Genomic DNA, 25,512 nt, shown 5'->3' with positions numbered 1-25,512 from the left:
CGGTGATTACAGCAGAACCAGATTGTTCCTATGAATCAGTTCCGGTTCGTCGACGTAGCCCAGAATCGCTTCGATGTCGCTGCTGGGTTGTTTCAGGATTTTTTGCGTTTCGATCGCGCTGTAGTTGATCAAGCCGCGTGCGATTTCGCGTCCGTCCGGGGCGAGACAGGAAACCGTCTCGCCGCGTTCGAATTCACCGTTGACGGCGACTACGCCGATCGGCAGCAGGCTTTTACCGTCATCGGTCAGGGCTTTGACCGCGCCTGGGTCGAGCGTGACGTAACCGCGCACTTGCAGATAGTCGGCCAGCCATTGCTTGCGCGCCGCCAGCACCGGCAATTTGGCGACAAAACGGGTACCAATCGCTTCGTCCTGACTCAAACGTACCAGCACGTTATCTTCATGTCCCGAAGCAACGATCGTATCCGCGCCGCTGCGCGCCGCGCGTTTGGCCGCGATCACCTTGGTTTGCATGCCGCCGCGGCTGATGCTGCTGCCGACGCCACCGGCCATTTTTTCCAGCGCCGGATCACCGGCGTGGACTTCGGGTAACAATTTCGCGCTCGGATCCTTGCGCGGATCGCTGGTGTATAAACCGGCCTGATCGGTCAGAATTACCAGCGCATCGGCTTCGACCAGGTTGGTGACCAATGCCGCCAGCGTGTCGTTGTCGCCGAAACGGATTTCATCGGTGGCAACGGTGTCGTTTTCGTTGATGATCGGAATAATGTTCAGTTTGAGCAGCGTGGTGAGGGTCGAGCGGGCGTTTAGATAGCGTTTGCGGTTCGACAAATCTTCGTGCGTCAGCAGCACTTGGGCGGTTTGCAGACCGTATTGTGAGAAGCTGGATGCATAGGCTTGCGCCAGTCCCATCTGGCCGACGGCTGCTGCTGCCTGCAATTCGTACAGCGCGGTCGGGCGGCTTTCCCAGTTCAGCCGCTGCATGCCTTCGGCGATTGCACCGGAGGAAACTAGGATGATGTCCTTGCCCATTTGCTTGAGTGCGGCGATTTGCGCCGCCCAGCCGGCTAATGCGGCATGGTCGAGTCCTTTGCCTTGATTGGTGACCAGGCTGCTGCCTACTTTGATGATGATACGGCGTGCTTGCTTTAACATGGATTCGATAGTTCGTTTTCCGGAATCGGGTTTTCGGGTTGCGGCGGCAAATGCTGATCCAGATAATCCATGATGGCATACGTCAGGAGCTGACAACCTTCACCGGTCAGCGCCGAGATGATGAAGTATTTGTCTTGCCAGCCCATTTTTTTGACAAACTCTTGGCAAATCTCGTCGCGTTTGTCCTGCGGCATCATGTCGGTTTTGTTCATGACCAGCCAGCGCGGTTTTTGATACAACGCTTCGTCGTATTTCCGCAATTCCGCTTCCAGTGCATGTGCTTCGTGCACCAGATCGGTTTCCTCATTCGGCGGCATCATGTCGATGACATGCAACAGCAGCCGGGTGCGCGCCAAGTGTTTTAAAAAGCGGTGACCCAATCCCACGCCTTCAGCTGCGCCTTCGATCAACCCCGGAATATCGGCCATGACGAAACTGCGGTTCTGGTCGACACGCACCATGCCGAGGTTGGGGTGCAAGGTGGTGAACGGGTAATCGGCCACTTTCGGACGTGCCGCGGATACCGCGCGGATCAGTGTCGATTTTCCGGCATTCGGCATGCCGAGCAAACCCACATCGGCGAGCACCTTGAGTTCCAGTTTCAACTCAAATTCCTGGCCGGGTTCGCCGAAGGTAAATTGCCGCGGCGCGCGGTTGGTGCTGGACTTGAAGTGCAAATTGCCGAGCCCACCGGTGCCGCCTTTGGCCAGCAGAACTTTTTGCTGATCGTGCACCAGGTCGGCGACGATCTCGCCGGTATTGAGATCCTTGATCAGTGTACCAACCGGCATGCGCAATATGATGTCCTCGGCGCTTTTGCCATAGCGATCCGAGCCTTGACCGTTCTGGCCGTTCTTGGCGCGATGGATACGGGCGAAGCGGTAGTCGATCAGGGTGTTGATGTTGCGGTCGGCTATGGCGAAGATGCTGCCGCCCCGGCCGCCGTCGCCGCCGTCGGGTCCACCGCGCGGAATATATTTTTCCCGCCGGAAGCTGGCGACGCCGTTACCGCCTTTTCCGGCCAATACCTGGATAACCGCTTCGTCGATAAACTTCATAGCTAACTGATTATTATTGTATGACTGTTTTTACGTCTTTACCACAGCCTGCAAACAAAAAAGCCCCATCGTTTTAGACGGGGCTTTCAAAGTGGTCAAGTGATGTATTTTTTATGCAGGTATCACGCTTGCTACTTTACGTTTCAATGCGCCTTTGATACTGAAATTCACTTTTCCCGCCACTTTGGCGAATAAGGTATGGTCTTTGCCAATACCGACATTTTCCCCTGGGTGGACTTGTGTGCCGCGTTGTCTGATGATAATCGATCCGGCTGGGATTAATTCACCGCCGTAGCATTTAACGCCGAGCCGTTTTGAATGCGAATCGCGTCCGTTTCTGGAACTTCCGCCTGCTTTCTTATGTGCCATTTTCTACTCCTTAAGCTGAAATACCGGTAATTTGTATTTCAGTGTAATTCTGCCGGTGACCTTGATGCTTCTGATAGTGCTTGCGGCGGCGCATCTTGAATATGCGAATTTTGTCGTGACGCCCTTGACCGAGAACCGTTGCACTGACTTTGGCACCACTGACGAGCGGCGTCCCAACCGACACTTTGTCGCCATCGGCTACCATTAATACTTGATCGATGACAAGCTCACTGCCGTTTTCCACTTGCAATTGCTCAATCTTCAGCTTTTCACCTACTTGAATTCGATATTGTTTACCGCCGGTTTTTATGACCGCATACATATATTAAGCTCCATGCTTCCCTTTTACAGAACGGCGAATTATACATAAATAAGCCTTGATTGTGGTGGAAAAATTAGCGCATTTTATCTTTGTGCTTGACACTTAGGCATCGTCATTTCTAACATAGCGTTTTCTTCAAGGTATTATTGTGTCAATCGAACATATTAGAAGCTTCATCGCGCACGATATGAGCATCGTCGACGATGTCATCCGCGCAAAACTGCATTCCCATGTCGTTCTGATTCGCCAAGTCAGTGAATATATCATCAATAGCGGAGGCAAGCGTTTGCGTCCTGCGCTGGTGATTTTATCGGCTGGCGCTTTTGGCTACAAAGGCAGCTTTCACTACAATCTGGCTGCGGTTGTTGAATTCATCCACACCGCCACATTGTTGCACGATGATGTCGTCGATGAATCACAATTGCGGCGCAATAGAGAAACTGCCAATGCGCTGTTTGGCAATGCCGCCAGTGTTCTGGTAGGGGATTTTCTCTATTCCAGAGCATTCCAGATGATGGTGGAAGTGGACAACATGCGCGTGATGCAGGTATTGGCCGATGCCACCAATACCATTGCCGAAGGCGAGGTCCTGCAGCTGCTGAATTGCCGCGATCCGGGTGTGACTGAAGAAAATTACTTGCAAGTAATCCGTTATAAAACCGCCAAGCTGTTCGAAGCGGCAAGCCGACTGGGCGCGATTCTCGGCAATGCCACGCCGGAAGAGGAAAACGCCCTATCGGTTTACGGTATGCATTTGGGCACCGCGTTTCAGCTCATTGATGACATGCTCGACTATACCGGCAATAATCAGGATATCGGCAAGAATCTGGGTGACGATCTGGCGGAAGGAAAACCCACATTACCGCTTATTTACGCCATGCGAGTCGGTACACCGGAGCAAGCCGCCGTTATCCGCAGAGCGATCGAAAATGGCGGGGAAGACGGTTTCCAGCCTGTTCTGGATGTTATTCAAAAAACTGCTGCGCTGGATTACGCAAGGAAATGCGCGCAAGCTGAGATTGTCACCGCAACCGCTGCGATAGCCGCCTTACCGGAGTCGGAAAATAAACAATGCCTGATGCAATTGGCGGACTTTGCGGTAACGCGCAATCATTAATGCCGCTAAAATCTTGCACTGATTGTTGCCGCCGGTGACCGCCATTTCATAGAAAAATTTCTCTTCTCTATATATTTACCGATCGGTGTTTTTGCAAACTCAGCACTTGCTTGGTAAAGCTTGCGCTACCGGCTTCTTTGTAATTTCCGTTTGAAATTTCTCAGATATTTTATTCAATAGTATTGATCTGATGAAAATATCATTCTATATTTTATCGATAAACCATAAAAAACCCGGTTAATCGATCATTTGCCAAGACAAAAGATTGTTATCCTGAATCAGCCGCGGCAAGTGTGATGTGGTTTGTTATGCCCCTGATTTGCAACAGACAAATAAGCGTATATTTAATCAATCAGATTGATGCCATAGCAGGTATTAGAACTTAATATGGGAAAGTTAATTTTTTACACACTGATAGCGCTGCTGATTTACTGGGTAATCAAAATTCGCGTACCTAAGCAAAGAAATGATACATCCTCGCCGGAATCCGCTGAAGATATGGTGAATTGTGCGCACTGTGGTGTTTATCTGCCGAAAAGTGAAGCGGTCAGCAATCAGCAAAAGTATTTTTGTAGTCACGAGCATTGTAATTTGTATATAAGATCTTCTTGAGCTGATTATTGTGCCTGCTCCAACACATCCATCATCAAATAAACACTCAATATTCTGGCCGCTGGATTCCGATGCGGCGACGATCGATTACACCGATCAGCATTGGTGCTCGCTTTATTATTTCAATTGCTTTCGCTTAGCCATCGGCGGCAGTTTGCTCATCGTGTTTTGGAAATCTGAATTTATCAGTCTCGGATCCCATAACCCCTCGCTGTTTTTATACGCTGGTGCAGGCCATGTGCTTTTTAGCATGCTATCCATGGCGTTTGTCCGGTTGCGTTTTCCCGGCTTCGATCAGCAATTGGCGATTCAGGTAATCAGCGATATCGTTTTTTTCTCGGTGATGCTGTATGCCAGTGGCGGTTTGCCAAGCGGTCTGGGGGTTTTGTTGTTGGTGTCACTGGCGGGGGCGGGATTGATCGGCCGCGGCCGCCTAGTGTTATTTTTTGCTTCTGTCGCAACGATTAGCCTATTGCTGCAAGAAACCTATTCCTTATGGACCATTGATTTCTACTCCGCGCAATACTCGCAAGCGGGGTTATTGAGCATGGCGTATTTTGCCGTTGCCTGGCTGGCATATCGCTTAGCCAAACATACTTTGGCCAGTGAGCAGCTGGCCGCGGAACGCGGTATCGATCTGGCGAACATGGCGCAAGTCAATAAACTGGTCATTCAGGATTTACAAGAAGGTGTTCTGGTGGTGGATAAACTTGGTTACATTCGACAGCGCAATAGCTATGCGGAGTGGTTACTCAATTTAAATCCGTCTGCGGAGAAAACGTCGTTGCTCAAGTTATCTGCTTGCATGCCGGAATTAGCTGGCCGGCTTACCACTTGGCAGGGCGATAGCAGCATCAACTTCGATTTGCTGCGTCTGGCGCATAGTAACACCCTGGTTCGAACACGTTTTCTTCCGATACAGGCAAATTCTCGTAACGGCGTGGTTATTTTTCTCGAGGATATGGGGCGTATACAAGCACAATTGCAGCAATTAAAGCTGGCAGCCCTAGGGCGCCTGACTGCCAATATTGCGCATGAAATCCGTAATCCGCTGTCCGCGATCAATCATGCGGCTGAACTTTTGGAAGAGGAGCAGCTTGAAAATGACATGGACCCGCGATTAGTGCGCATCATTTGCGACAATACCCGGCGTTTAAACAAGATCGTTCAGGATGTTCTGCAGCTTAACCGGCGTAATATTTCAAGGCCGGAACTGTTCGATCTTCATGAATTCGTGCAAAAATTTCTTGAGGAGTTTTGCCATGCGGAAAGAATCGATGGAGGTGCGTTTGTGTTAAAAAACGCTAACAATCATTTAATCAGCTTTGATCGCGATCATTTACATCAAATACTCTGGAATTTATGCCGCAATGCATGGCGGCATTGCCGCCAGCAAAACGGCAGCATACATATCGAATTATCCGCATCGGCGAATGAAAATAATGTTTATTTGGATATCATAGATGATGGTGAGGGTATTGATCCGCAACAGGTAAAACAGATTTTTGAACCATTCTTTACCACGGCCGCCGGCGGAACCGGTTTAGGTTTATACATTGCGCGCGAGTTGTGCGAAACCAATCAGGCTTCATTGGATTACATTGAAGGTTCCGGCGGCGGGCATTTCCGGATAGTTTGCAAAAGTGGTCGGCCATGTCTGTAGATAATGGGCGGATTGCCAATCCCGATCGAAAAACTGCTTCTCCCCATATTCTGATTGTGGATGACGAGCCCGATATCATTGAACTGCTTGAATTGACGATCGCCCGGATGGGAATGGATGTATCCAGTGCAAAGTGTGTTCGTGACGCCAAGCAGCTATTGCAATCCCGGCGGTTTCAGTTATGCCTTACCGATATGCGGTTGCCGGATGGTGAAGGGCTGGAGCTAGTTAAATATATTGCAGAGCATTGCGCTGATTTGCCGGTTGCCGTCATCACGGCGCATGGTACGACGGAAAATGCCGTGGCTGCCCTCAAAGCCGGGGCATTCGATTATCTGCCTAAGCCGGTTTCGTTAAAACAATTGCGTGATTTGGTCAAATCGGCTTTAAGCTTGCCACCGATAGCATCCGAGTCCATATCGCAAGTGCAACAGCAGCGCGTACTGCTGGGTGAGTCCCAGCCGATGCGCCAATTGCGCGCGACCATCGATAAGCTTTCCCGCAGTCAGGCGTCGGTGTATATCAGCGGTGAATCCGGCAGCGGTAAAGAGCTCGCGGCGAGAATGATTCATGAAAGAAGCGCGCGCCATCAACAACCTTTTGTTGCCGTGAACTGTGGCGCTATCCCCGAGAATCTAATGGAAAGCGAGTTTTTCGGCTATAAAAAAGGCGCTTTTACCGGCGCCGACAAAGATCATGACGGTTTTTTTCTGGCGGCGAATGGCGGTACTTTGTTTTTGGATGAAGTCGCCGATTTGCCGCTGACGATGCAGGTTAAATTGTTGCGAGTGATTCAGGAGAAACAAGTCAGAAGAATCGGTGAAACGCACGAGAAAAGTGTTGACGTGCGTATCATCAGTGCGACACACAAGAAACTCAGTCACTGTGTTGAAACCGGGCAATTTAGGCAGGATTTATACTATCGCCTCAATGTAATCGAACTCAATATGCCGGCATTGCGTGAAATGCGTGAAGATATTCCGTTAATTGCGCAAGCTGTTCTTGCAAAACTATGCCGCGAAGTAGGGCGGCCGGCATGCAATCTGAAGAATGATGCGCTAAAAATGCTGATGAACTACGATTATCCCGGTAACGTACGTGAGCTCGAAAACATACTGGAGCGTACATTGGCGCTCTGTTTTGACAGCGAGATCGGTAAAGACGAATTGCAGTTACCCCATAAGGCAAGAGTGATTCAGGAAACTTCTTTTACTATGCTTCCTGTCGACTCGGGGTTGACTCTGCCGCTGCAGGACTATCTCGACAAACTGGAAAAGGATTCTATTGTCAAAGCGTTGAATGAAAGCCGGTACAATCGTACCAAAGCGGCCAAAACATTGGGGATTACCGTACGTTCGCTGCGCTACCGGATGGAACGATTAGGGTTAAACGAAAGAGCATAGTTTTAAACCTGATAATAATATTGGATTCGGATCACCAGAATTCATTTGATTGCTGCATCGTCGTTCTGCTGAACATGCCCCAGTTTCAATAAACTGGCGGTTGTATTCCTCTCTCAACTATTTCATCTCTTTACTCGAGATTTTTCGATCGCGTAGCAGGTCCGAGTTATTGAGTCTCTGCCCGTCATTGCGCGGCGATCGTGTCAGCGGATGAAAACAAATACGCACCAATTTTCATTGCAATTGAAGTGCTTTGGGAAAAATCTGAGTGTGGTAATTAGCACACTGAACTATTCCTGAGTAAAAAAGTCGGATATATTGTTGGAATTAATTTTTGTTTGTGGTAGACTGCAATCTGGTTGAGAAAAGTCTTATATTTCTTGACCTTAAGTGCAAAAGGGTTAATGATTCTGTCAAGCATGAACGATGGTTTTCATTAGCGAATAACAATGTTTATTTTTATAAACGCTTAATCTGGTAATAGGAGAAATTGATATGAATGTAATTGCGAAGTTTTTTTCGCTCAATATGCGACCGGGGCGAGGAGGTAAGATGAGATCAACCGGAATGATTTTCCCGACCTATACAAAAGCTTTCCCAACCTATACTGAACGCATCTTGGAGGAATAAAAATGACTACATTTATTTATGACTGGAGAGTACCCATCAATAAAGTACTCAAATTATCTTCCTTACTATTAGCACTCACTGTGTTAGCTTCTTGCGCACAGATGGGTTCATCAGTGGCTAAACCCACTGGAATTTCAAGTAACGATCATGGCGCTTTAGTGAAATATTACGAAGGCGTTGCCAAAGATGCAAAATTAAGGTTGCAAGAGAACAAAAAAATACTTCAGGAGTATGAAGCGCGTCCTTATTACTTTGGCCGACAAGGTCTGGATGCTCAATCGCATGCTGCAGCAAATGTTCGAGCATACGAGAAAGCGATACGTGAAAGTCTGATATTTGCTGATTTCCATAGAAAAATGGCGATCGAGCAGGTAGGGCAAAAAAGTAATCAAACTAAGAAAGTAGAAACAAATCAAGATCGTGACTTTACATCGGAGATCTCGGAATACTCAGAGTATTCTGGCAATAAAGGTCTTTGATTAAGTGACGAACAACCACCGAAATTATTCGGTGGTTGGTCTTTAACCCTCCCCCCTCTCAAAAAGTCTCCCAAATCCCTTGCAATTTGTTCTTAATCTCAAAAAGGGAGTGTGAAATCCAACGAAAATAAAATTTGGTCTTTATTGCCTGCAAACGGTCTGTAAGCAGCAGCGCGGTAAGCATCCACTCTGTCATAACGTATATTAGGACGAATATTCAGCTTTTTTATCGAATCCCAGCGAAGCTTTAAAGTTTTAGCTACCTTCCAGTTGATGCCGAAAGTTGCGGAATAGTAATCCGCAGGTGTGATAGTTACGCTGTTGATGTCGCCGGCATAACTGACCAGAGCGCCATTGACGAGATTGGAGGCTGCTGCAATGCGGAACGGTGACGGATTACGGAAACCATCCCGGTCGCGAAACCACTCTGCGCGTGCACCGAGCGATACATTCTCGGTCAAATCATAATACAAGTGCGTAACAACACCCATCCATTGAACATCCTTCACTTCATTGGAGTACTTTAAATTGTTCAGCAGAATACCGTTTGCAAACCCGTGAACATGATGTAATACGAACAGAGTCTTGGGATTGATTTTGTGCTGCAGCACAGTATTGTACATTGCCCAGGACGTACTGCTGTGCGAGGATGTCTCTCCATAAGTGCCGGTAAGATTGAGTGAAGTTGCCGCATTATCGCTCGTCCATGTGATACCGCCAATACCGCTCCAATTGCCTAGCTGTTTGTTCCATCCGCCGTCCCACCCGCCGGTGGCGCTTCCGGTGACGGCGCTCCCGGTGACGGTCCAATTGTTATTAATAACATAAGTGGCTTGTAAACCCGTATGAGTAAAGGGTTCACCTGCATTGAAGGAATAGGCGCGTGTGTAGAAAAAGTTATCCGGTGCGGGAATCGTTTCAAAGCCGGTCGGCGAGTAAAAATGTCCGATTTTCAGATTAAGGCCGTTTTGCCAGATTGGCACATGCACTTCAAGAAAAGCTTGCGGCAGGGCAATGCCATACGTTTTGGTGGAAGCGCAGCATAAATGCAGATCCCAAGTATTTCTTTTTAATGGTTCACCGGAATTGACATCAAAGGTTGGCACGCCGAAAGCTTGCGTATAAATGGCATCCGTTCCGAACATAAAATCAACTCGCCCGCCGATATCCCATCGATTGGTTTCAGAGATCACCGGGCGTTTTATGAATAAATTAAATTGATTCAATTGGAAGCGGTTGGCCTGGTCGGCAAAAGCGACAGGGCCGTTGAAACCGCCGTTTTGGCTCGGATTGAAAGTTGCACCGCCATGAATCCAACCGCCCAGTTCCACTCGTTTATCTTTAAGAAACTTCGCTAAATTTGTCGGTTGAAAAGTATCCGGGATGGCTGAATTACCGGCCTGTATGGTGCTGGAATGAATGACGGTAAAAGAAAGTAAGCAGCTCGTTACGGCAAATAATAGCTTTGTTGAATATGTCATCGGTGAGTGAAGATGCGGATCGATTGTCAAGTTTGAAAAATTCACATTAAGCCATAAAACAGACTCTAATCGGTAAGCGATGAAGATAATGTAGTACAGCTAAAAAATTTTTACTACGCAAAGCCCGCTATTATCTCACAAGATAATAGCGCTATTTCTCGATTGGATTGAAATATGGCGCATATTAACGCTTGAAAGGCGGGTATTTTCGCATCGCAGGTTGCTGGAGCGCGCTCAATCAAATTGAATCGTATAAAACAAATCGATTGCGCTGTCCTCACCGGCTTGGGTGACGACCGTGACTTTGGGTGTCAGATTGTAGGTCAGTTTGGTGATACCCATGGTCGTGGCGGTCAGGCTGCGTTCGTAGCTCAAGTAAGCGCGCGATGAAATGCGTTTGCCGATCACACCGATTTGCCCGGTCAATGAACTGCCCGCGCTTGCCTGTTTGAATGTGATTTCATCGACACCGAGCGCTTTGGTTATTTGATCGGTGATACCGCTGCCGGATTGACCGCCGAGTATCGATCCGGCGGCTGACAGTAATACCGAGGTATCCAGCCCGCTGGTATCGGGTTTTCTGCCCAGCACGATCCAAGACAATTTTTCCGTATCGGGGACATCCGGCGTCGATACCAGCTTCACGCGCGGGTGGCGTACCGATCCGGCAATTTCGACACCGGCCTCGACCGCCAAGCCTTCCCGCACAGCCAGCACATTCAAGTTGGGGTCGTCGAGCGGACCTTGAAAGCTGACGATGCCCCGCCGGACTGCCAAGTTCTGGCCATACGCCTTGAATGCGGCGTCTTGCGCGGCGATGGTGCCGGTCATCTTGAGCTGTTGGTTATTATCGTTGCGCATTTGCAGTTTCCCGGTCAAACGGCCCTCCAGGCCGGACGCACGGATATAGAATTTCTCGCCCAGATCAAGCGCCATATCCAGATGCAGCGGCAGCTTCCGCGCACGCTGTGACGCCGGGGTGTTCACTAGAACGACATCGTCCGGCAGCTCCGGACGGCCTTCCGGCGGTTGCATGATCAATCCGGCATCGGTGCGTAAATCGCCGGTGATGCTGAGACGGTCTTTCTGCCAGCGGGTTGTGCCGGTTCCGGATGCGACGATCCAGTAATCGGTCTTGTGCGCGAGCGGCAACTGGTCGATGGTGAAATCGAGCTGGCTCGGATTACCGGTCAATCCGGCCTTGCCGGTAATGGTCAACGAACCGGCCGGGTCTTTCAGCGCCAAATTGCGGAACAAGCGGTTATCCGGCGGCGGCGCGTGCGGACTGGTGAAGTGCAGCCGGTCGATGTGCAGATCCGTTTGCTGAAAATGCGCATCCAGAGTGCCTTGCTGCAAGTGTATTCCTTGTTCCAGCAGAACCAGGCTCAAGCCAGTGCCGGACACCTTGCCGCTGATATCGGGCTGTTGCAGCGTGCCATGAATACCGGCTTCAATCCGCAGTTCGCCGTCGCTGCGCACGTTGCCGCCAAGCAGGGGATTGAGCGATTTCAGGCTGGTGAGAGCGGCGCGCATGCTGCCTTGCAGTGGAGATTCGCGCGAGATGGACCAGTGCGATTGCGTTTGCTGCAACGGCAGCGTCACAGCCGCTGTTGCGCTGCCGAGCATTTGGCTGGCTAGTTCGAATTGTCCGGATAATTTTCCTTGTGTCGCGGTTGCTTGCAGTTGCAGTTGTTGCAACCCCAGCGGTTGCGGCAGATCGCCGGGTAAATACCAGTCGCCGCGTTCGCGGTGGATGCGCAATTCACCGGTCAGATGCGCGGCGGAATCGAAATGCCAGCGGCCGCCCAATTGCAGCGGAATACCTTGCGCGCGCTCCGCTACGCCGGGCAGCAACGCGATACCGGAGAAATCGCCATGAGTCTTCCAGCTTTGCGGTGTCCAGTGCAATTGTCCGATACGGACCGATCCGCTGGAAACCGACAACCCGGCGTGTTCCAATGACACCGCAGCGGCGCTGACGGCTAACGGCGCTGGCGCCAGTAGGCGTACCGGCATGTCCCCGGTGGCGGTCAGGTCAGTCAACTGCCCCTGCCAGCGCAACGGTTGCCCGGATTTTACCCGGCTCAAGCCGCCGTTGGCTGTCAGCCGAAAGGCGATGTCCTGGTTGAGACCGGCTTTAACCGTCAAGTGATGGCGGCCGGTTGTGCCGTCGAGGATGGCGGTGAGCTGTTTGATCGTTGCTTGTTCATGCGTCTGAACAGTATCGGCTGCGATATTCAGCGTGACAGCGTCTTTGTGCCACTGCGCGCTGGCCGATACACCGGAAAGTTGTTGCTTGTCCGGCAAATTCAGTTGCCGGCTGGTGAGTTGCCAATCCAGGCGAGGCGCATCGATGCTGCCGCGAAACGTGAGCTGGGTGTGCAGATCGCCTGACAACCCGAGTCCCAATTGCGCCAGCGCCGGTGCATTTACCGTCAGTTGCATGTCGTGTTGCGAACCCTCCTTGCGGCCGTGTGCGAGCAACCGATTCGATCCCGCCAGCAATTCGGCTTTGCCACTGAGATGCTCAAGACCGGCAACAGCAATTTCGCCTGTGCCGCTGACCGGAGATTTCGCCAACCGGCTTTTCCCGATGGCATATTTCAACGTGCCGGTGATTTCCGGGGTCAGATGGCCGGATAATTGCAAGGTGGCATTCAGATCGGAACCGGCGGTTTGTATGAAATCCGCGCTGTTGAAGCGAACCAACTGCCCCGACAATTCAAACGATTGCTCCCCGGTCAGCCGCAACCGGCCTTGGCCGGTCAAGCGCGATTGATTACGCTGTAAATTGAAGCGCTCCAGCGCGAGCTGATCGCCGCTGCGCGCAAGATCGGCAGTCAGCCGCAACGACCGGTCGCGCAGATCGATGCGCGCGGATTGCGTTTCCGCATTACCGGACAGATCGATGCTGCCGGAGATCGCCGCGGTTTGCAGGCGGCTATCGATTTGCCGTGGATCCAGCCGGTCGATTGCCAAGTCTGCGGTGAGAGCATGCTGCTTCCTATCCCAAGCCAATTTGCCGCGCACGGCGCCATTTTTACCCAATTGCATATGAACATCCGGCAGCGTCAGTAATTCCGGCGTGATTACGGTGTGTGCACGAATGGAGGAGGCTGGAACGCCGTTTTGATCAAGCGGCGCGGCGGCGTGATTTTCGATGTTGATGCTGCCTGCCAACTGCCCGGCCTCGTTTTGCGCCAGCTGCGCCGACAACGACAGCTTGGCTTGCGGCGCATTGGCCGCAAAATCGGCCGGATTCCACTGTGCCAAGATGGCATTCAAATGTGTCAGCGGATTGGCAGCAAACGGCTGCAACTGCGCTTGTAGCGCCATGTTAGCCGCGGGCGGCTGGCTGGCGGCTTGAATCGTGAGTTGATGCAGATTACCGGTGACAGCCGCTTCGATGTTTTCCCGGGAATCGGCAGCCGCTATGCTGACCTGGGCGGATAATGCAAACGGCGCATCACCGGCAAGCTCCGCGTGCGATCGGATAACCGCCCACGGTGTCGTAACATCCAACTGCGTCAAGCGGTGATACCGGCCGTCGCTATCCAATGCCAACGTCAGGCCGGATATCGGCGGCGCGGCATTTTCATTTTCCTGCGCCGCCGGATTGAGATAGATCGAATCGACGGTCATGGCTGCAATCGTCAATCCGAAGGGCAGGTGCAAACTTTCCGGCGGCGAGCGCGGCGGGGATTCAGTCTCAGCCGCCTGCTGCTCGATACGGATTGCCGCTAGTGCCAGCCGGTTGATGCTGACCCGCCGCTGCAACAATTGCGCGGGACTCCAATCGAGGCGGAGATCGCGCAGCGTGAGTTCCAATTCATCACTTTTGAAATGGATGTTTTCAATATGCAGATCTTGCAGCGTGCCGTGCACACCGGTCAGTTGAATCGTATTGCCGTTCCAGCGATTCACGGCGGCGGCAATCCAGTACAAACCGGATGGGCTGTGCAGCAGCCAATAACCGGCGATCGCTGCAAATGCCAATGAAAGCAACAAGCAGCCGGTCAGCGTGCGGTATCGCCGCGCGTGTTTTCCCGGGAATGAGCTTTCGGTCTGCTGATCGTTCATGAGCGTTTTTTATCGTATCAAAAGGCCACAGCCATGGAAAAATGCACGCGTAGCGTGCCGGTTTCGTGCGCGCGCGCCAGATCGAGCGCCAGCGGGCCTGCCGGACTGCGCCAGCGTATCCCCGCGCCATAGCCGAGAAATAGGTGCATGTCTTGCCAGCGGTCGGCCGCGCTGCCGATATCGGCAAACGCCGCCGCGCCCCATTGCTGCGTCAGCCAATGCGTATATTCGGCGGTGCCGGTCGCCATCACCCGGCCGCCGACTACGGCGCTGCCTTCGTGCACGCCGATGCTTTTAAAATTATAGCCGCGCAGCGACTGAATACCCCCGGCGCGAAACAAATATTCCTGCGGAATACCGAAGCGCGACGACGCCAACGTATAACCGGCCTCAGCCCGCAGAAAAAATGTATCGCGCGATCCCACCGGCCACCAGCTTTGATGGCTGACATACGTGCGGATGAAATCCTGATCCGATAGCAATTCCCGGATACCGCCACCGATGCGCACTTCGGTGATATCGCCGCGCCGCACATTGACGGGATCGTCGACGACCAGCCGCCGCCAGCGCCAATCCAATACCAGTGCTCGATTGATCTGATCGTTCGCGCCATCGGGTTTTTTATGCTCGCGTTGCCAATTCAAACCGAATTGCATCAGCGTCGTCGGTGTGCGGTAATTGCGCGTAATACCGGCTTTTTGCACATCGGTTTTCAGACCCGCGATGTCCGTCATTTGCAGACTGGCGCTGAGTGAATGGTTGATGTTGTTCTGATCGGGCAGGGTGTCGATCCCGGCCAGAAAAGTTTGCCGCTTTTGCTCCAGGCGCAGCAAACTGGTGAGATTCCAGGCGCGGTCGAGAAAATTATAATTGCGGTAATTGATTTCGCCGCGCGCGCCATTGTTGGAGCTGTAACCGGCACCGAAGGCGAAGCGCTGCGCTTGCGCTTCCGTCAGCGCCACTTGAACCGGCGCTGTAAGGTGCTGCGCGGTGTCCTGCGCAATGCTGATCGTCACCGTGCTGAATTGCGGCGCTTTTTGCAGCGCGATTTGATATTGATGCAGCAAATCGCGCCGGTACACATCGCCCGTCTTGAACGGCGCGAGCTGTGTCACCAGCGCGGTTTCGTAGCGCTGCAAACCGCTGATGCGGATGTCGCCGAAATAAAACACCGGCCCGGAATCGATGGTGACTACCAGATCCGCGCGCGCTTTGTCCGGATCGACACTGGCTTGGCTGTTGGTGATCGTGGCGGCGGCAAATGCCTGATCTGTGAGGTCTTCAATCAATGCAGACTTTGCCCGCTCCCAATCGGCGGAACGGAAAGTCTGCCCGGCCGTTAACGGCCATGCGGCGCGCAATTGCTCGATGCGCTTGCGGTGTTCTTCATCGCCATTGGTGATGGCGCCGGTAAACTCGATCGCTACCGAACCGACGCGCGTCAATTCGCCGGGCTGGATTTTGATTTCGGCAGTTCCATCCGGAGTTCGCGGTTGCTGCACAACGGTTATGGCGGGATTGAAGTAGCCTTCGGTTGCCAGGAAATCACGAATTTCCTTTTGCATCCGGTGCAGAAAAAACAGCTCATCGTAGTCACTGGCAAAAGGTTCCACCGGCAACCGGATATATTTCTCCAGCATTTCTTTGACCGGTTCCGGTGCTGACAGCGTGACGACCGGCTGCTTGCCGGATGAGCGCAATATTTCTAACGCCGCCGCCGCGGATGGAAAGGTACCGGCTAATACCAGCAGCACGATCATATAAACCTGGATATTGCGATAAATTGTGAGCAATTGAGAATTAAGGCAAATTACTTTCCGTCGCTGAAGAAAGCTTGCTGCCGCTGTTCATATTAAAGGTATTGAGACTGGGAGCCGGGGAAGGGTTCCTTGCAACCGGCAAATAGCCAAAACGGACAAAATGGTGTGCATTTTATTCGGATCACAGTATGTTTGACACTTCATTTACTTTCCAGTAAATTCGTTTAACAGGAGAAAGTGAAAATATTTCTTCTTTTTTTACAAATAGTTAGTGGCATTATATTATTAGATAAGCGGTGGAGTACCTGGTGAGCCGGCATTATTTTGCGGTAACCGTTCTTATTCTAAAAGGTTGCTCACTTTATATAGTTTCATATTGATAAATTCCTTTTAAAGGAGAAAAAAATGTCTTATCGCCTCATGTATACGCTTGCTGGTGCAAGCATCGGTTTATTGTTTGGATCATCGATTCATGCCGCGGCATTGGCGCCTGGCGGATTTATTACCCCATTGCCCGGCAGTTCCGTAGCCTTGGAGCCGCAGTTGGCCGGGCCGATTGTAGAGGATGTCGTACGCACCGTAGAGGGGACTTTTACGTCCAGCGGAAACCCCTTTAAGGTCGAGATTGAAGATCGAGTGGTGCATTCGGTGGATGGCACCTACGATTTCTACTATCGCATTACTTTGATTACCAAACCGGATGTCTATCCCTTAGTGGTGTCGCGAGATGGTTTTTCGGGCTTCACAACCAACGTCGGCTGGCGTACGGACGGTTTGGGTGTTGTAGAGCCTGCTGACGCATTTCGTACAGCTGATGGAGACGTTGTAAGCTTCTCCTGGGGATTCGGCGATGTTCCGCAGGGCTCGCAAACTCGTTTCTTTTACGTCGATACCAATGCAACTGCTTATGCCGAAATAGCAACTGGTCGAATCGATCTTTCACCGTCGTTCAGTGAAAATGGCTACGCTACATTTTCTACCTTTGCTCCTGCTATACCAGAGCCAGAAACCTACGCTATGTTACTGACTGGATTATTCTTTATTTGTTTCGTGGCGCACCGTAGAAAAGGATGAATGCACAATTTTGACTATGACCCAGTGAATCTGCAGTCTTCTTGGATTTCCGATCTACTCAAAAGGGTTATTGAGATTTTACCCTCATGAATTGGAAAAATGGAAGTCGACTAAGCGGTTCACAGGGTTGTTCATGATTGGCGCTATTGCCACTGTTCGGGGTTATGTGTCGTACTCATGAAGTGTTTCAAAAACGTAGCAATCCGGCACCTCGATGCGATAAGCGCGATTTAAGTATATGAATGCACACTCAGCATGCGCTGCCTTGAGTATGGCCTTTCGTTTGAAGCTCTTTCAAACTTCTGGGTTGCGACACATTCATGCACCGTAAGCGGATTTTCATTGGTTGTACACCGCAATTTTTTTTGATTTTTCGCATACCTGCTCATCGATCGATTAATTAATTGGATATTGCGGGTAGTCTCTAACTCATTTCATAGGAATTGGCGCCGTTACAGGTGAAATGTCTTAACAACAGAACATTCCCTGATGGATCGAGAACAACACAGTTCACCACCAAGCCTGAAAGATGAAGTGTTCCGTAAAATTGGCAGAAACTTGTTGATATTTCAGCAAATCGAGGGATTGCTGAAAATGATTCTGGGAAACTCAAAAGTGCAAGGCTATGCCCGTGAATTAGCGATAAACCGGGAACAGCGTATCGACGGAATGCAGAAAGACATGATGGGACAACTCATCAAGCAGTATTTTGACGAAATATTATCTTCATCTGATGAAGAACCGCAAGGACCAAGGGATTTGACGGAACCGTGGTTATCTTCCTCATTTAAAATTGCCGCTGATGCAGATTTTGCTAAAAACCAACTCGAAGCCTTTGAAATGATGCGTGAGGAACGCAATCGGCTGGTTCATCATTTCTTACCTGATTGGCACCCCGATTCCCCTGAAAGTCTAATTTTAGCCAGTGACGATCTCGATAAGCAAAGGGAGAAGGTCTTGCTTGTTTGGGAGCATTTGAAATCCGTAGCCGGGACCATGCAGCAAGCTAGGCAAATGCAAGCCAGGTATATGGCTTCTGATGACTTTATTCAGCAATTCGAGTTATTGTGGCTTCAGCAAAGCCCGTTGATACAGTTGTTTTGTGACATTGCGATGCAGATTGGCCGTGCTGACGGGTGGGCCTGCCTTGCACATGCGGGGAAACTGGTGCATATGCAGTTGGCCGATGATGTCGCTCAGATGAAAGCAACTTATGGTCATCATTCCTTCAAAAAGCTATTGATTGCATCCAACCTGTTTGAAATATGGGATAAAGCATTACCGCATGGAGGATCCCGGACATTCTATCGAATCCGTAAGCCTTGATCACAATTAACATCCAATAATGGAGAAAATAATGGCTAGAAGAAATGGCATTGCTGAAGACTTACTCAAAATAACTGCAACATTGCCTTGGTGGGTGGGAATCGCTCTTGCTGTTGCGGTTTACGTTCTTTTACAACCTTACGCTATCCTTGAAACACCAATCCAGGCAGTTCCTGGACAAATTGGCCACCAGGTTGCCGGACAGATGATCAGAATGTTTGCGTATTACGGACAATACATTTTACCGCTGCTGTTTTTATCCGGTGCACTGGCATCTTTTCTTAAACAACGCAAACGTAAGAATCTTGTCTGGGTTGCTCGCAATGAAAAATCGAATGATCCGCTGCACGATATTAGTTGGAAAGATTTTGAATTGCTCGTAGGCGAGGTTTTCCGGTTATTGAGAATGGCGGTGGAGGAGCCGATGAGGGAATTGATCTGGTACTCAAGAAAGGTGGTGAAGTATTCCTCGTTCAGTGTAAGCAGTGGCGCGCTTATAAAGTGTCGGTCAATGTTGTGCGTGAATTGCTTGGTGTGATGATTACAAAAGGAGCCGTGGGTGGATTTGTTGTCACTTCAGGTATTTTCACTTCGGAAGCACAGTCTTTTGCCAAAGGACAAAATATTGAATTGGTCGATGGATCCATGCTGACTGCAATGATTGTGGGAGTTCATAAGAATAAATTAAATCAGTCAGCTACCGCAAAGAGGAATGATCAGGAATCGATATCTTTAATAGCCGCTGCTGAGCCGAATTGTCCTCAGTGCGGCAATGTAATGGTCAAGCGTATAGCAAGAAAGGGAACGAATTCTGGAAAAACATTCTGGGGTTGTGTTGAATTTCCAAGGTGTCGCGGTATTAGGACTCTTGGTTAAAGTAGCGATAAGTTGTTTCCACCACAGGCAAGGGATACGCCTTTCTCTTCATGGCAACATGAACTTACCACCAAATTCAAAAATATCAAGCGTTTAGTGCTGCCGCTCCAATCTCGATGCCATCCTCAGCTGTAATTAATATTATGATTCCATAGATACCTAGGGCTTGGGTTCACATAGCCATGCTCCGCTGCCGGGTTTAATCGGCTCATTTCTCAGTCAATCAATCGTATTCGGCGAAAACCGGATCGATACGATGCGTAGTAAGATCAGCATGGTGATGGCAGCGATGTGCAGACCGACTTCGACCGATGTGTATTCCTTATACCAAAGCCCGATCAATTCGCCGATCAGTACTACCAGCGCCACGTCTAGGATGAATGTAACCTTGACGCGCCCGACCGACAGGTAGGATTGCAAAATACGGATCAACTCGAGAATCGCCAGGATCAGTACGATGTCGACGATGATGTGCTCGGCGATCTGCGCCCAACCGTTCTTCAGAATCTCTGGCAAATTGAACAGTAAATTCAGCACACCCGCGGCAATCCACACGTACAGCGCCAGCATCAAAATACCCACGATGAACTGAATCGTGCGCGTATGCCAATCGCTATCGGTCAATAAAAATACGCTTTTCTCTTTGGCAATCGATTGATTGGTCATCTGTTTTCTCCTCTGTGACTTCGCATGGACTGCCATCTTAGCGGCGCAATATAAAAGTTTCATGACAGGTCAGATGTTTCCGGTGCGTTTGGAAAATCTGCGCTGCAAATCATAATCTTCAGTGCCCTGTGACACATATTTACAACCTGTCATGAATCCATCTCACCCTTGCCAGCGCTACATGAAATGACATCGAATTGTCATGAAAGTGAAATATCCGGCTTGTAGTATGCATGGCATCTTTAATGAGGGATGTATGCGTATTCGGTTATCAAAACAAATCATGGCGCTGAGCGGTTCGCTGCTGCTGGCGGCAGCGCTACCGGCGACGGCCAGTAGCATAGAAAATCTAGCGAAATCGCTGGCCAAAATCCGCGGCGAGGTCGAGACCTTGCAGTCGCAGTTGGATATTGAAAAGGAAAAGCACGGCAGCAAAATGGCGGCGCTCAATTTGCAATTGGTGGATTTGAGCGTCGAAGAACGCCGCCAGAAGCTGAGCATCGAGAAATTACAGCATTCCATCGAAAAATCAGGTGTCACGGCTAAGCAAGCGGAACAATCCGGCGCGCATCTGAAACCGGTGCTGCTGACTGCTCTGGCCGAGTACAAGCGCCACATTCAAAACGGATTTCCGTTCAAAGTCGACGACCGCGTCAAGGCGATCAACGATCTGGAACACAACCTGGCTCATCAGCAAATCGATCCGAGCAAAGCGGTCAACCAAGCCTGGTCGCTGATCGAGGATGAAGTGCGGTTGAGCAAGGAAAATGGGATTTACCAGCAAACGATCCCGCTGAACGGGGAAAAAGTGCTGGCCGATATCGCCAAGCTCGGCACGGTCTTCATGTTCTTCCAAACCAAGGATAACCAGAGCGGTATGGCAAGACGATCCGCCGACGGTGGTTGGGTTTTTGAAACGGCTAGAGATAGTCCCGACCGCGAGCGCATCCGCACGCTGTTCGATTCGCTGAAAAAACAAATCCGCCAAGGTTATTTCGAATTACCCAATCCATTAAGAAAATGAAAACATTGTTATTTGCTCTGTTACTGCTAATGACGGCCTGGGCCAATCCCGGTTATGCGCAGCAATCCAAGGATGCGGCAGTCGGTGAGAACGTTACGGTATCCGCGCCGGAAGGAAAACCGGAAACCGCCAAAAAACAGCCGGCGGCGAAACAGGAAGCTGTCAGCCTGGAAACTGCTTACAAGCGCGAGTACGCTTTTTTGGAAGCGCAGAAACGCGAGTTGAGCGAACGCCTGAAAAATTATCAAGCAAGCGCGCAACGCGAAGAACAGACATTGGGCGCCAAGATCAACTCCTTGGAGCGCGGTACGGTCGAGCGTTCGGCCAAAATCGATCAACTCAATGCGCAACTAGCCGAATCGGAACGCAAGGAAGCATCCGTTTCCGAACGGCACGATGCGCTCGAATCGACTTATCTGCAAGCGGAAATGACGCTGAAGAATCACGGCATCGAAATGCCGCCAGCGATGAAAGATGCCAAAGGCAACGATCCGGAGAAGGTCGGCTTTTTATTCACACAAGCGCTGCCGTTGCTGCAAAAACTCGGCGGCATTCAAACCAAACCGGGGCATTTCTTCCTCGCGAACGGCAAGCAAGCGGAAGGGGTGCTGATTCATTTGGGCAGTATCGCGGCTTACGGCATCAGCGCGGAAGGCGGCGGCAGCCTGGTGCCCGCGGGCGGCGGCGACTTCAAAGTATGGAAAAACGCCGGTGCGGAAAACGCCGCGGCGTTGAGCAAAAACGAGCAACCGGCGGTACTGCAGCTGTATTTATTCGAATCGCGATCCACGGCTATCGACGAAGCGCCGGAAAAAACCGTGCTCGGCATTATCGATTCGGGCGGTCCGATCGGCTGGGTGATTGTGATACTGGGCGGTTTTGCCGGTGTGCTGGTGCTGATCCGCGCGTATTTACTGCGCGCCAACAGCGCCGGTACCGCGCACTTGAGCGCTCAAATCACGCGGCAACTGGCGGACGGTGATCTCGAAGCCGCCAAGAAAAGCTGCGAAGACCATACCACCGCAATCGGGCGGGTGTTGCACTACACCTTGCGCCACTTGAAAGACGACCGCGATCACATGGAAGGCATCGTTTATGAAGCCATTCTGCAGGAATCGGGACCGCTTGACCGGTTCGGTCCGGCGATTCTGGTAGTCGCCTCGGTGGCGCCGCTGCTCGGATTGCTCGGTACGGTGACGGGGATGATTGAAACCTTCGACATGATCACCGAATTCGGCACCGGCGATCCCAAACTGCTATCGGAAGGAATTTCGATTGCGCTGGTGACGACCGAACTCGGTTTGATCGTTGCCATTCCGGCGTTGCTACTGGGGTCGCTATTGTCGGCCTGGGCCCGGAATATCAAACGCGACATGGAGTATGCCGCGTTGCGGATTGTCAATGTCTTTTTGGGTGGTGGCGTCGATGTCGACGGACTGAGTGCGGCTGATGCCGGTGAGCTGCCATTGGCCTTGGGTAATGCCTGAGATGGACACCATCGAACTCTGGATTCTTATTAAGGAAATGTTCGCCGCAGGCGGCATTGTCATGCCGCCGCTGGTGCTGTGCACATTACTGCTGTGGTACGGCCTCGGTTACCGGTTCTGGGTGATGAAGGAACCGAAACGCATGGGCGTGCGCGATTTGTTGAAGTATTACCAGCAGGACGATGACCGGCCCGCGGCTGATATCGTTGCCCGCGCGATTAAACAAGGCGTGCGGCTGCAAAGAAAAGGCGTCAATAATCTGCGCCGTCATCTCGATGCGGTTTTTTATCAATACGAACGGGAAATTGCCAAGTTTGCCGTGCTGGTGCGCGTCGTCATTCTCATTGCGCCGTTGCTTGGCTTGCTGGGTACGGTGATCGGCATGATCGAAACCTTCGATTCGTTGGCGACCATGACCTTGCACTCGCAATCCGGCGGTATCGCCGGTGGCATTTCGCAAGCCCTGTTCACCACGCAAATGGGATTGACCGTGGCGATTCCGGGACTGCTGGCGCATAGCCTCCTCACACGCAAGCAGCAGCAAATCGAGCTCGATCTGGCACAGGTGAAAGATCTGCTGTGCCATCAAGTCCAGCCTCAACCTTCTAGCGGAGTCATGCATGATAAGAAATAACGAACCGGCCGAAGCCGAAACAGCCATCGACATGGCGCCATTGATCGATATCGTGTTCATTCTGCTGATCTTCTTTATGGTGACCACGACGTTCGTCAAGGATATGAAACTGGATTTGGAACGGCCCAAGGCGAATAGCGCGGTGGCGGCGTCGAGCAAAGCGATCCGGCTGTTCATCGACCGCAACGGCGACACCTATCTCGACGGCGAGCCGGTACGGTTGTGGCTGATTCAAAGCAAACTGCGGGATTTATTGAGCACGGCTTCCAACAAAATCGTGCTGGTCGTGACCGATGAAGGTGTCGCGGCGGGACGGCTGGTGGAAGTCGTGGATCAGGCGCGCTTGGCGGGTGCCGAGAGCGTCGGTGTGGCAACGAAAAAAGAAGCGGGGTAATGACTATGAGTAAGACAACAATGAACCGGCATATGGCCGGTGCGGTATCGATGCTGGCCGGTGTGACAATGGTGTTCGCGCTGATCGTGATTATGAATCACTACATGGGAAAGATCGAACGCACGCCGCCGCAGGAAGTGACGGAAATCGCCATGACGCGGGAAATCAAGCAAGAACCGAAAAAAGAAATCAAGAAAGTGGAGCCGAAAAAGCCGGTTTCGCGGCCGCAAGCACCAGCGCCTTTCAAAGGATTGGATACCGCGCTATCCGGCATCGATTTGGGATCGCTCGGACTGGATGGCGGTTCGCGGGAGATCGACGACGGTTTACTCGGCAAGACCGGTCATGCGGTGATGACCGCCGATCTGGTCGATGTGCCGCCCAAACCGGTGGCGCGGGGATCGTTCAAATATCCGCCGGCAGCGAAAAAGAATGGCATCAAAGGTTATGTGCTGCTGTCGGTGTTGGTTGAAACCGACGGCTCGATCAACCAAGTGCAAGTATTGGAATCGAGTCCGTCGGGCATCTTCGATGCGTCGGCGTTACAGGGTATTCGCAACTGGCATTTCGAACCGGCCAAGTATAAGGGCGAAACCGTGCGGGTTTGGGCGAAACAAAAAATTCGTTTCGATCTGTCTTGATGGCTGATATGAACAACCGATCGAACTGGGCGTTTCATTTTTTGGTTTACTCCGCCATCGCGCTGAGTTGTTACGTACACGGCGTTCAGGCGGCCGCGAACAAGGTGCAATCGACCGACTTTATCGAACTGGCGGCGGTGATGCTGAAAGACGGTCACCACGACCGTGCGTTGCTGGCGTTGCAAAGCGTCGATCTCGGCAACAAGAAAACCGATCTGGCGCGGTTTTATACGCTGCAGGGGCTAGCCTATTTGGGGTTGAACGATCTCGAAGCCGCCCGGGACAGCTTGCAACAATCGGTTAAGAACGGCCAGCAAGACCGCTCGATTTTCATTTATCTGGCGCAAGCGTATTTCGGGTTGAAAGATTACCGTAATACCGTCAATGCCATCGGCAAAGCCGGTGATCTGATCAACAGAGATGCCAGCTTGATCAGCTTGAAAGCGGAATCGTATTGGCATTTGAAAGATACGGAAGCAGCGATCAATGCATTGAACGACGGCCAGAGAGCCTTCCCAGCCGATTTACGTTTTCTCAAACGCAAAGTTTTTTATTTGGTTGAGTTGGGGCTTTATCAGGAAGCCGTCAAGCTGGGCCGGGATTATCTGCACCGATCCAACGCCAGCGCCGCCGATTATGTCGCATTCGGCAATGCGCTGCGCTTGAGCCGCGAATATCAGGAGGCATCGAATATTCTGGAAGTCGCACGTTTGAAATTTCCGCAAGATGAGATGGTGGCCAAGTTGCTGGCGCATACCTATCTCGATCAAGGGCAATTGAATTCCGCGGCGTTCATTCTGGAGCAAGCAGCGTTACTGAATCCGGCTTTGCAAGCGGAAGCGGCGGAAATTTACCGCCGCGCCGGGCGGTTGCACAAAGCGTTGACGTTGAACGAGGGTGTCGGCGACCAGAAAATTAAGCTGAAGCAGCGGTTATCCATACTTCTGGCGTTAAAGCAGTTTGAGCGCGCGGCCAATATGGAATCCAGCTTGTACCGCACCGGTTTGCTGGAGGATCAGGATGTGCGCTATGCGCTGGCCTATGCGTTGTTTTCCAGCCGCCGCTTTGCCGATGCCAATAAGCATCTCGATCATCTGAAAAATGCCGAATTGTTCAGAAAAGGCACCGAATTGCGCCGCCTGATGGAAGTTTGTAAAACCGAGCCATGGCAATGCACGTAATGCAATCACCGGCGGCGCCGGAGCCGTTTCCCGCCGTCAACCTGTCTATGCCGCCTTAACACCCGCCCGCGAAATTTTCCTTTTTGATTAACCAAGAATTGACCTGCGCGCGCAACCGG

The 25,512-nt window shown here is 51.3% G+C and carries 20 protein-coding genes and 1 pseudogene; 13 read left to right on the top strand and 8 right to left on the bottom strand.

The genetic code is table 11. The features are described 5' to 3' along the window. Positions 1-6: 6 nt before the first annotated feature. From HRU77_02955 to rplU, 4 genes are all read right to left on the bottom strand, one after another. Positions 7-1,125, bottom strand: coding sequence for a glutamate 5-kinase (locus HRU77_02955; protein ID QOJ22047.1), 1,119 nt, complete (start codon positions 1,123-1,125; stop codon positions 7-9). Further along, on the bottom strand, positions 1,110-2,174 hold the full coding sequence (gene obgE, locus HRU77_02950) for a GTPase ObgE (GenBank protein QOJ19740.1): 1,065 nt from the start codon (positions 2,172-2,174) through the stop codon (positions 1,110-1,112). Before obgE ends, HRU77_02955 begins: the two co-directional genes overlap by 16 nt. Before the next feature lie 111 nt (positions 2,175-2,285). Then, positions 2,286-2,543 carry a 50S ribosomal protein L27 gene (gene rpmA, locus HRU77_02945; protein QOJ19739.1) on the bottom strand — a complete coding sequence of 86 codons (258 nt, stop codon included), beginning with the start codon at positions 2,541-2,543 and terminating at the stop codon, positions 2,286-2,288. A gap of 10 nt (positions 2,544-2,553) precedes the next feature. Then, positions 2,554-2,865, bottom strand: a complete 312-nt coding sequence (gene rplU, locus HRU77_02940; GenBank protein QOJ19738.1) for a 50S ribosomal protein L21 — start codon at positions 2,863-2,865, stop codon at positions 2,554-2,556. A 148-nt stretch (positions 2,866-3,013) separates the two neighbouring features. Between rplU and ispB the strand changes: the two genes are divergently transcribed. The 4 genes from ispB (at position 3,014) to HRU77_02920 (ending at position 8,769) form a co-directional block, all read left to right on the top strand. Further along, the gene (gene ispB, locus HRU77_02935; GenBank protein ID QOJ19737.1) at positions 3,014-3,982 is read left to right on the top strand and encodes an octaprenyl diphosphate synthase; all 969 of its coding nucleotides are present in this window, start codon (positions 3,014-3,016) and stop codon (positions 3,980-3,982) included. Positions 3,983-4,604: 622 nt separating this feature from the next. Further along, the gene (locus HRU77_02930) at positions 4,605-6,257 is read left to right on the top strand and encodes a two-component sensor histidine kinase (GenBank protein QOJ19736.1); all 1,653 of its coding nucleotides are present in this window, start codon (positions 4,605-4,607) and stop codon (positions 6,255-6,257) included. Then, positions 6,248-7,660, top strand: a complete 1,413-nt coding sequence (locus HRU77_02925) for a sigma-54-dependent Fis family transcriptional regulator (GenBank protein QOJ19735.1) — start codon at positions 6,248-6,250, stop codon at positions 7,658-7,660. The genes HRU77_02930 and HRU77_02925 overlap by 10 nt, the downstream gene beginning before the upstream one ends. 632 nt (positions 7,661-8,292) lie before the next feature. Continuing rightward, entirely contained in the window at positions 8,293-8,769 is a 477-nt protein-coding gene (locus tag HRU77_02920; GenBank protein QOJ19734.1) for a hypothetical protein, read from the top strand. Between the two features lie 98 nt (positions 8,770-8,867). Here the strand turns inward: HRU77_02920 and HRU77_02915 are convergent, their stop codons facing one another. The 3 genes from HRU77_02915 to HRU77_02905 form a co-directional block, all read right to left on the bottom strand. Then, positions 8,868-10,250: a porin gene (locus tag HRU77_02915; protein QOJ19733.1), complete on the bottom strand. Its 1,383-nt coding sequence runs from the start codon at positions 10,248-10,250 to the stop codon at positions 8,868-8,870. Positions 10,251-10,484: 234 nt separating this feature from the next. Next, complete coding sequence (locus HRU77_02910) at positions 10,485-14,330, bottom strand: translocation/assembly module TamB domain-containing protein (GenBank protein ID QOJ19732.1); 3,846 nt, start codon at positions 14,328-14,330, stop codon at positions 10,485-10,487. A 17-nt stretch (positions 14,331-14,347) separates the two neighbouring features. Next, complete coding sequence (locus HRU77_02905) at positions 14,348-16,090, bottom strand: outer membrane protein assembly factor (GenBank protein ID QOJ22046.1); 1,743 nt, start codon at positions 16,088-16,090, stop codon at positions 14,348-14,350. A 405-nt stretch (positions 16,091-16,495) separates the two neighbouring features. On the opposite strand from HRU77_02905, the gene HRU77_02900 reads away from it, so the two are divergent. The 3 genes and pseudogenes from HRU77_02900 to HRU77_02890 all read left to right on the top strand — a co-directional run bounded on the left by HRU77_02900 (position 16,496) and on the right by HRU77_02890 (position 19,366). Further along, positions 16,496-17,164, top strand: coding sequence for a PEP-CTERM sorting domain-containing protein (locus HRU77_02900; protein QOJ19731.1), 669 nt, complete (start codon positions 16,496-16,498; stop codon positions 17,162-17,164). Positions 17,165-17,653: 489 nt separating this feature from the next. Continuing rightward, a complete protein-coding gene (locus HRU77_02895; GenBank protein ID QOJ19730.1) occupies positions 17,654-18,490 on the top strand; it encodes a hypothetical protein in 837 nt (278 codons plus the stop codon). A gap of 31 nt (positions 18,491-18,521) precedes the next feature. Continuing rightward, a pseudogene (locus HRU77_02890) lies at positions 18,522-19,366 on the top strand (restriction endonuclease). A 219-nt stretch (positions 19,367-19,585) separates the two neighbouring features. On the opposite strand, the gene HRU77_02885 reads toward HRU77_02890, so the two are convergent. Then, positions 19,586-20,032: a phosphate-starvation-inducible PsiE family protein gene (locus HRU77_02885; protein ID QOJ19729.1), complete on the bottom strand. Its 447-nt coding sequence runs from the start codon at positions 20,030-20,032 to the stop codon at positions 19,586-19,588. 229 nt (positions 20,033-20,261) lie between these two features. Here HRU77_02885 and HRU77_02880 point away from each other — a divergent pair, with 229 nt between their 5' ends. The 6 genes from HRU77_02880 to HRU77_02855 are packed head-to-tail and all read left to right on the top strand — an operon-like array spanning position 20,262 to position 25,393. Next, positions 20,262-21,056: a DUF3450 family protein gene (locus tag HRU77_02880; protein QOJ22045.1), complete on the top strand. Its 795-nt coding sequence runs from the start codon at positions 20,262-20,264 to the stop codon at positions 21,054-21,056. Then, a complete protein-coding gene (locus HRU77_02875) occupies positions 21,053-22,543 on the top strand; it encodes a MotA/TolQ/ExbB proton channel family protein (protein ID QOJ19728.1) in 1,491 nt (496 codons plus the stop codon). The genes HRU77_02880 and HRU77_02875 overlap by 4 nt, the downstream gene beginning before the upstream one ends. 1 nt (position 22,544) lies before the next feature. Continuing rightward, the gene (locus HRU77_02870) at positions 22,545-23,177 is read left to right on the top strand and encodes a MotA/TolQ/ExbB proton channel family protein (GenBank protein QOJ22044.1); all 633 of its coding nucleotides are present in this window, start codon (positions 22,545-22,547) and stop codon (positions 23,175-23,177) included. After that, complete coding sequence (locus HRU77_02865) at positions 23,167-23,571, top strand: biopolymer transporter ExbD (protein QOJ22043.1); 405 nt, start codon at positions 23,167-23,169, stop codon at positions 23,569-23,571. Before HRU77_02870 ends, HRU77_02865 begins: the two co-directional genes overlap by 11 nt. Positions 23,572-23,591: 20 nt before the next feature. Beyond that, a complete protein-coding gene (locus HRU77_02860) occupies positions 23,592-24,212 on the top strand; it encodes an energy transducer TonB (GenBank protein ID QOJ22042.1) in 621 nt (206 codons plus the stop codon). An 8-nt stretch (positions 24,213-24,220) separates the two neighbouring features. Then, complete coding sequence (locus HRU77_02855; GenBank protein ID QOJ19727.1) at positions 24,221-25,393, top strand: hypothetical protein; 1,173 nt, start codon at positions 24,221-24,223, stop codon at positions 25,391-25,393. The last annotated feature ends 119 nt before the right edge of the window (positions 25,394-25,512 follow it).

It is taken from the genome of Gammaproteobacteria bacterium (assembly GCA_015709615.1).
In the GTDB taxonomy this organism is placed as follows: domain Bacteria; phylum Pseudomonadota; class Gammaproteobacteria; order Burkholderiales; family Nitrosomonadaceae; genus Nitrosomonas.
The sequence above is the reverse complement of the archived record's forward strand: the minus strand, read 5'-3'. Positions and strand labels throughout refer to the sequence as shown.

Excerpts from the sequence above, each read along its gene's own strand:
- HRU77_02895 (QOJ19730.1), top strand. The coding sequence starts at position 17,654 with ATGGATCGAGAACAACACAGTTCACCACCAAGCCTGAAAGATGAAGTG.
- HRU77_02885 (QOJ19729.1), bottom strand. The coding sequence starts at position 20,032 with ATGACCAATCAATCGATTGCCAAAGAGAAAAGCGTATTTTTATTGACC.
- rplU (QOJ19738.1), bottom strand. The coding sequence starts at position 2,865 with ATGTATGCGGTCATAAAAACCGGCGGTAAACAATATCGAATTCAAGTA.
- HRU77_02880 (QOJ22045.1), top strand. The coding sequence starts at position 20,262 with ATGCATGGCATCTTTAATGAGGGATGTATGCGTATTCGGTTATCAAAA.
- HRU77_02860 (QOJ22042.1), top strand. The coding sequence starts at position 23,592 with ATGAACCGGCATATGGCCGGTGCGGTATCGATGCTGGCCGGTGTGACA.
- rpmA (QOJ19739.1), bottom strand. The coding sequence starts at position 2,543 with ATGGCACATAAGAAAGCAGGCGGAAGTTCCAGAAACGGACGCGATTCG.
- HRU77_02910 (QOJ19732.1), bottom strand. The coding sequence starts at position 14,330 with ATGAACGATCAGCAGACCGAAAGCTCATTCCCGGGAAAACACGCGCGG.
- HRU77_02855 (QOJ19727.1), top strand. The coding sequence starts at position 24,221 with ATGAACAACCGATCGAACTGGGCGTTTCATTTTTTGGTTTACTCCGCC.
- HRU77_02900 (QOJ19731.1), top strand. The coding sequence starts at position 16,496 with ATGTCTTATCGCCTCATGTATACGCTTGCTGGTGCAAGCATCGGTTTA.
- HRU77_02870 (QOJ22044.1), top strand. The coding sequence starts at position 22,545 with ATGGACACCATCGAACTCTGGATTCTTATTAAGGAAATGTTCGCCGCA.
- HRU77_02875 (QOJ19728.1), top strand. The coding sequence starts at position 21,053 with ATGAAAACATTGTTATTTGCTCTGTTACTGCTAATGACGGCCTGGGCC.
- obgE (QOJ19740.1), bottom strand. The coding sequence starts at position 2,174 with ATGAAGTTTATCGACGAAGCGGTTATCCAGGTATTGGCCGGAAAAGGC.
- HRU77_02915 (QOJ19733.1), bottom strand. The coding sequence starts at position 10,250 with ATGACATATTCAACAAAGCTATTATTTGCCGTAACGAGCTGCTTACTT.
- HRU77_02925 (QOJ19735.1), top strand. The coding sequence starts at position 6,248 with ATGTCTGTAGATAATGGGCGGATTGCCAATCCCGATCGAAAAACTGCT.
- HRU77_02920 (QOJ19734.1), top strand. The coding sequence starts at position 8,293 with ATGACTACATTTATTTATGACTGGAGAGTACCCATCAATAAAGTACTC.
- HRU77_02905 (QOJ22046.1), bottom strand. The coding sequence starts at position 16,090 with ATGATCGTGCTGCTGGTATTAGCCGGTACCTTTCCATCCGCGGCGGCG.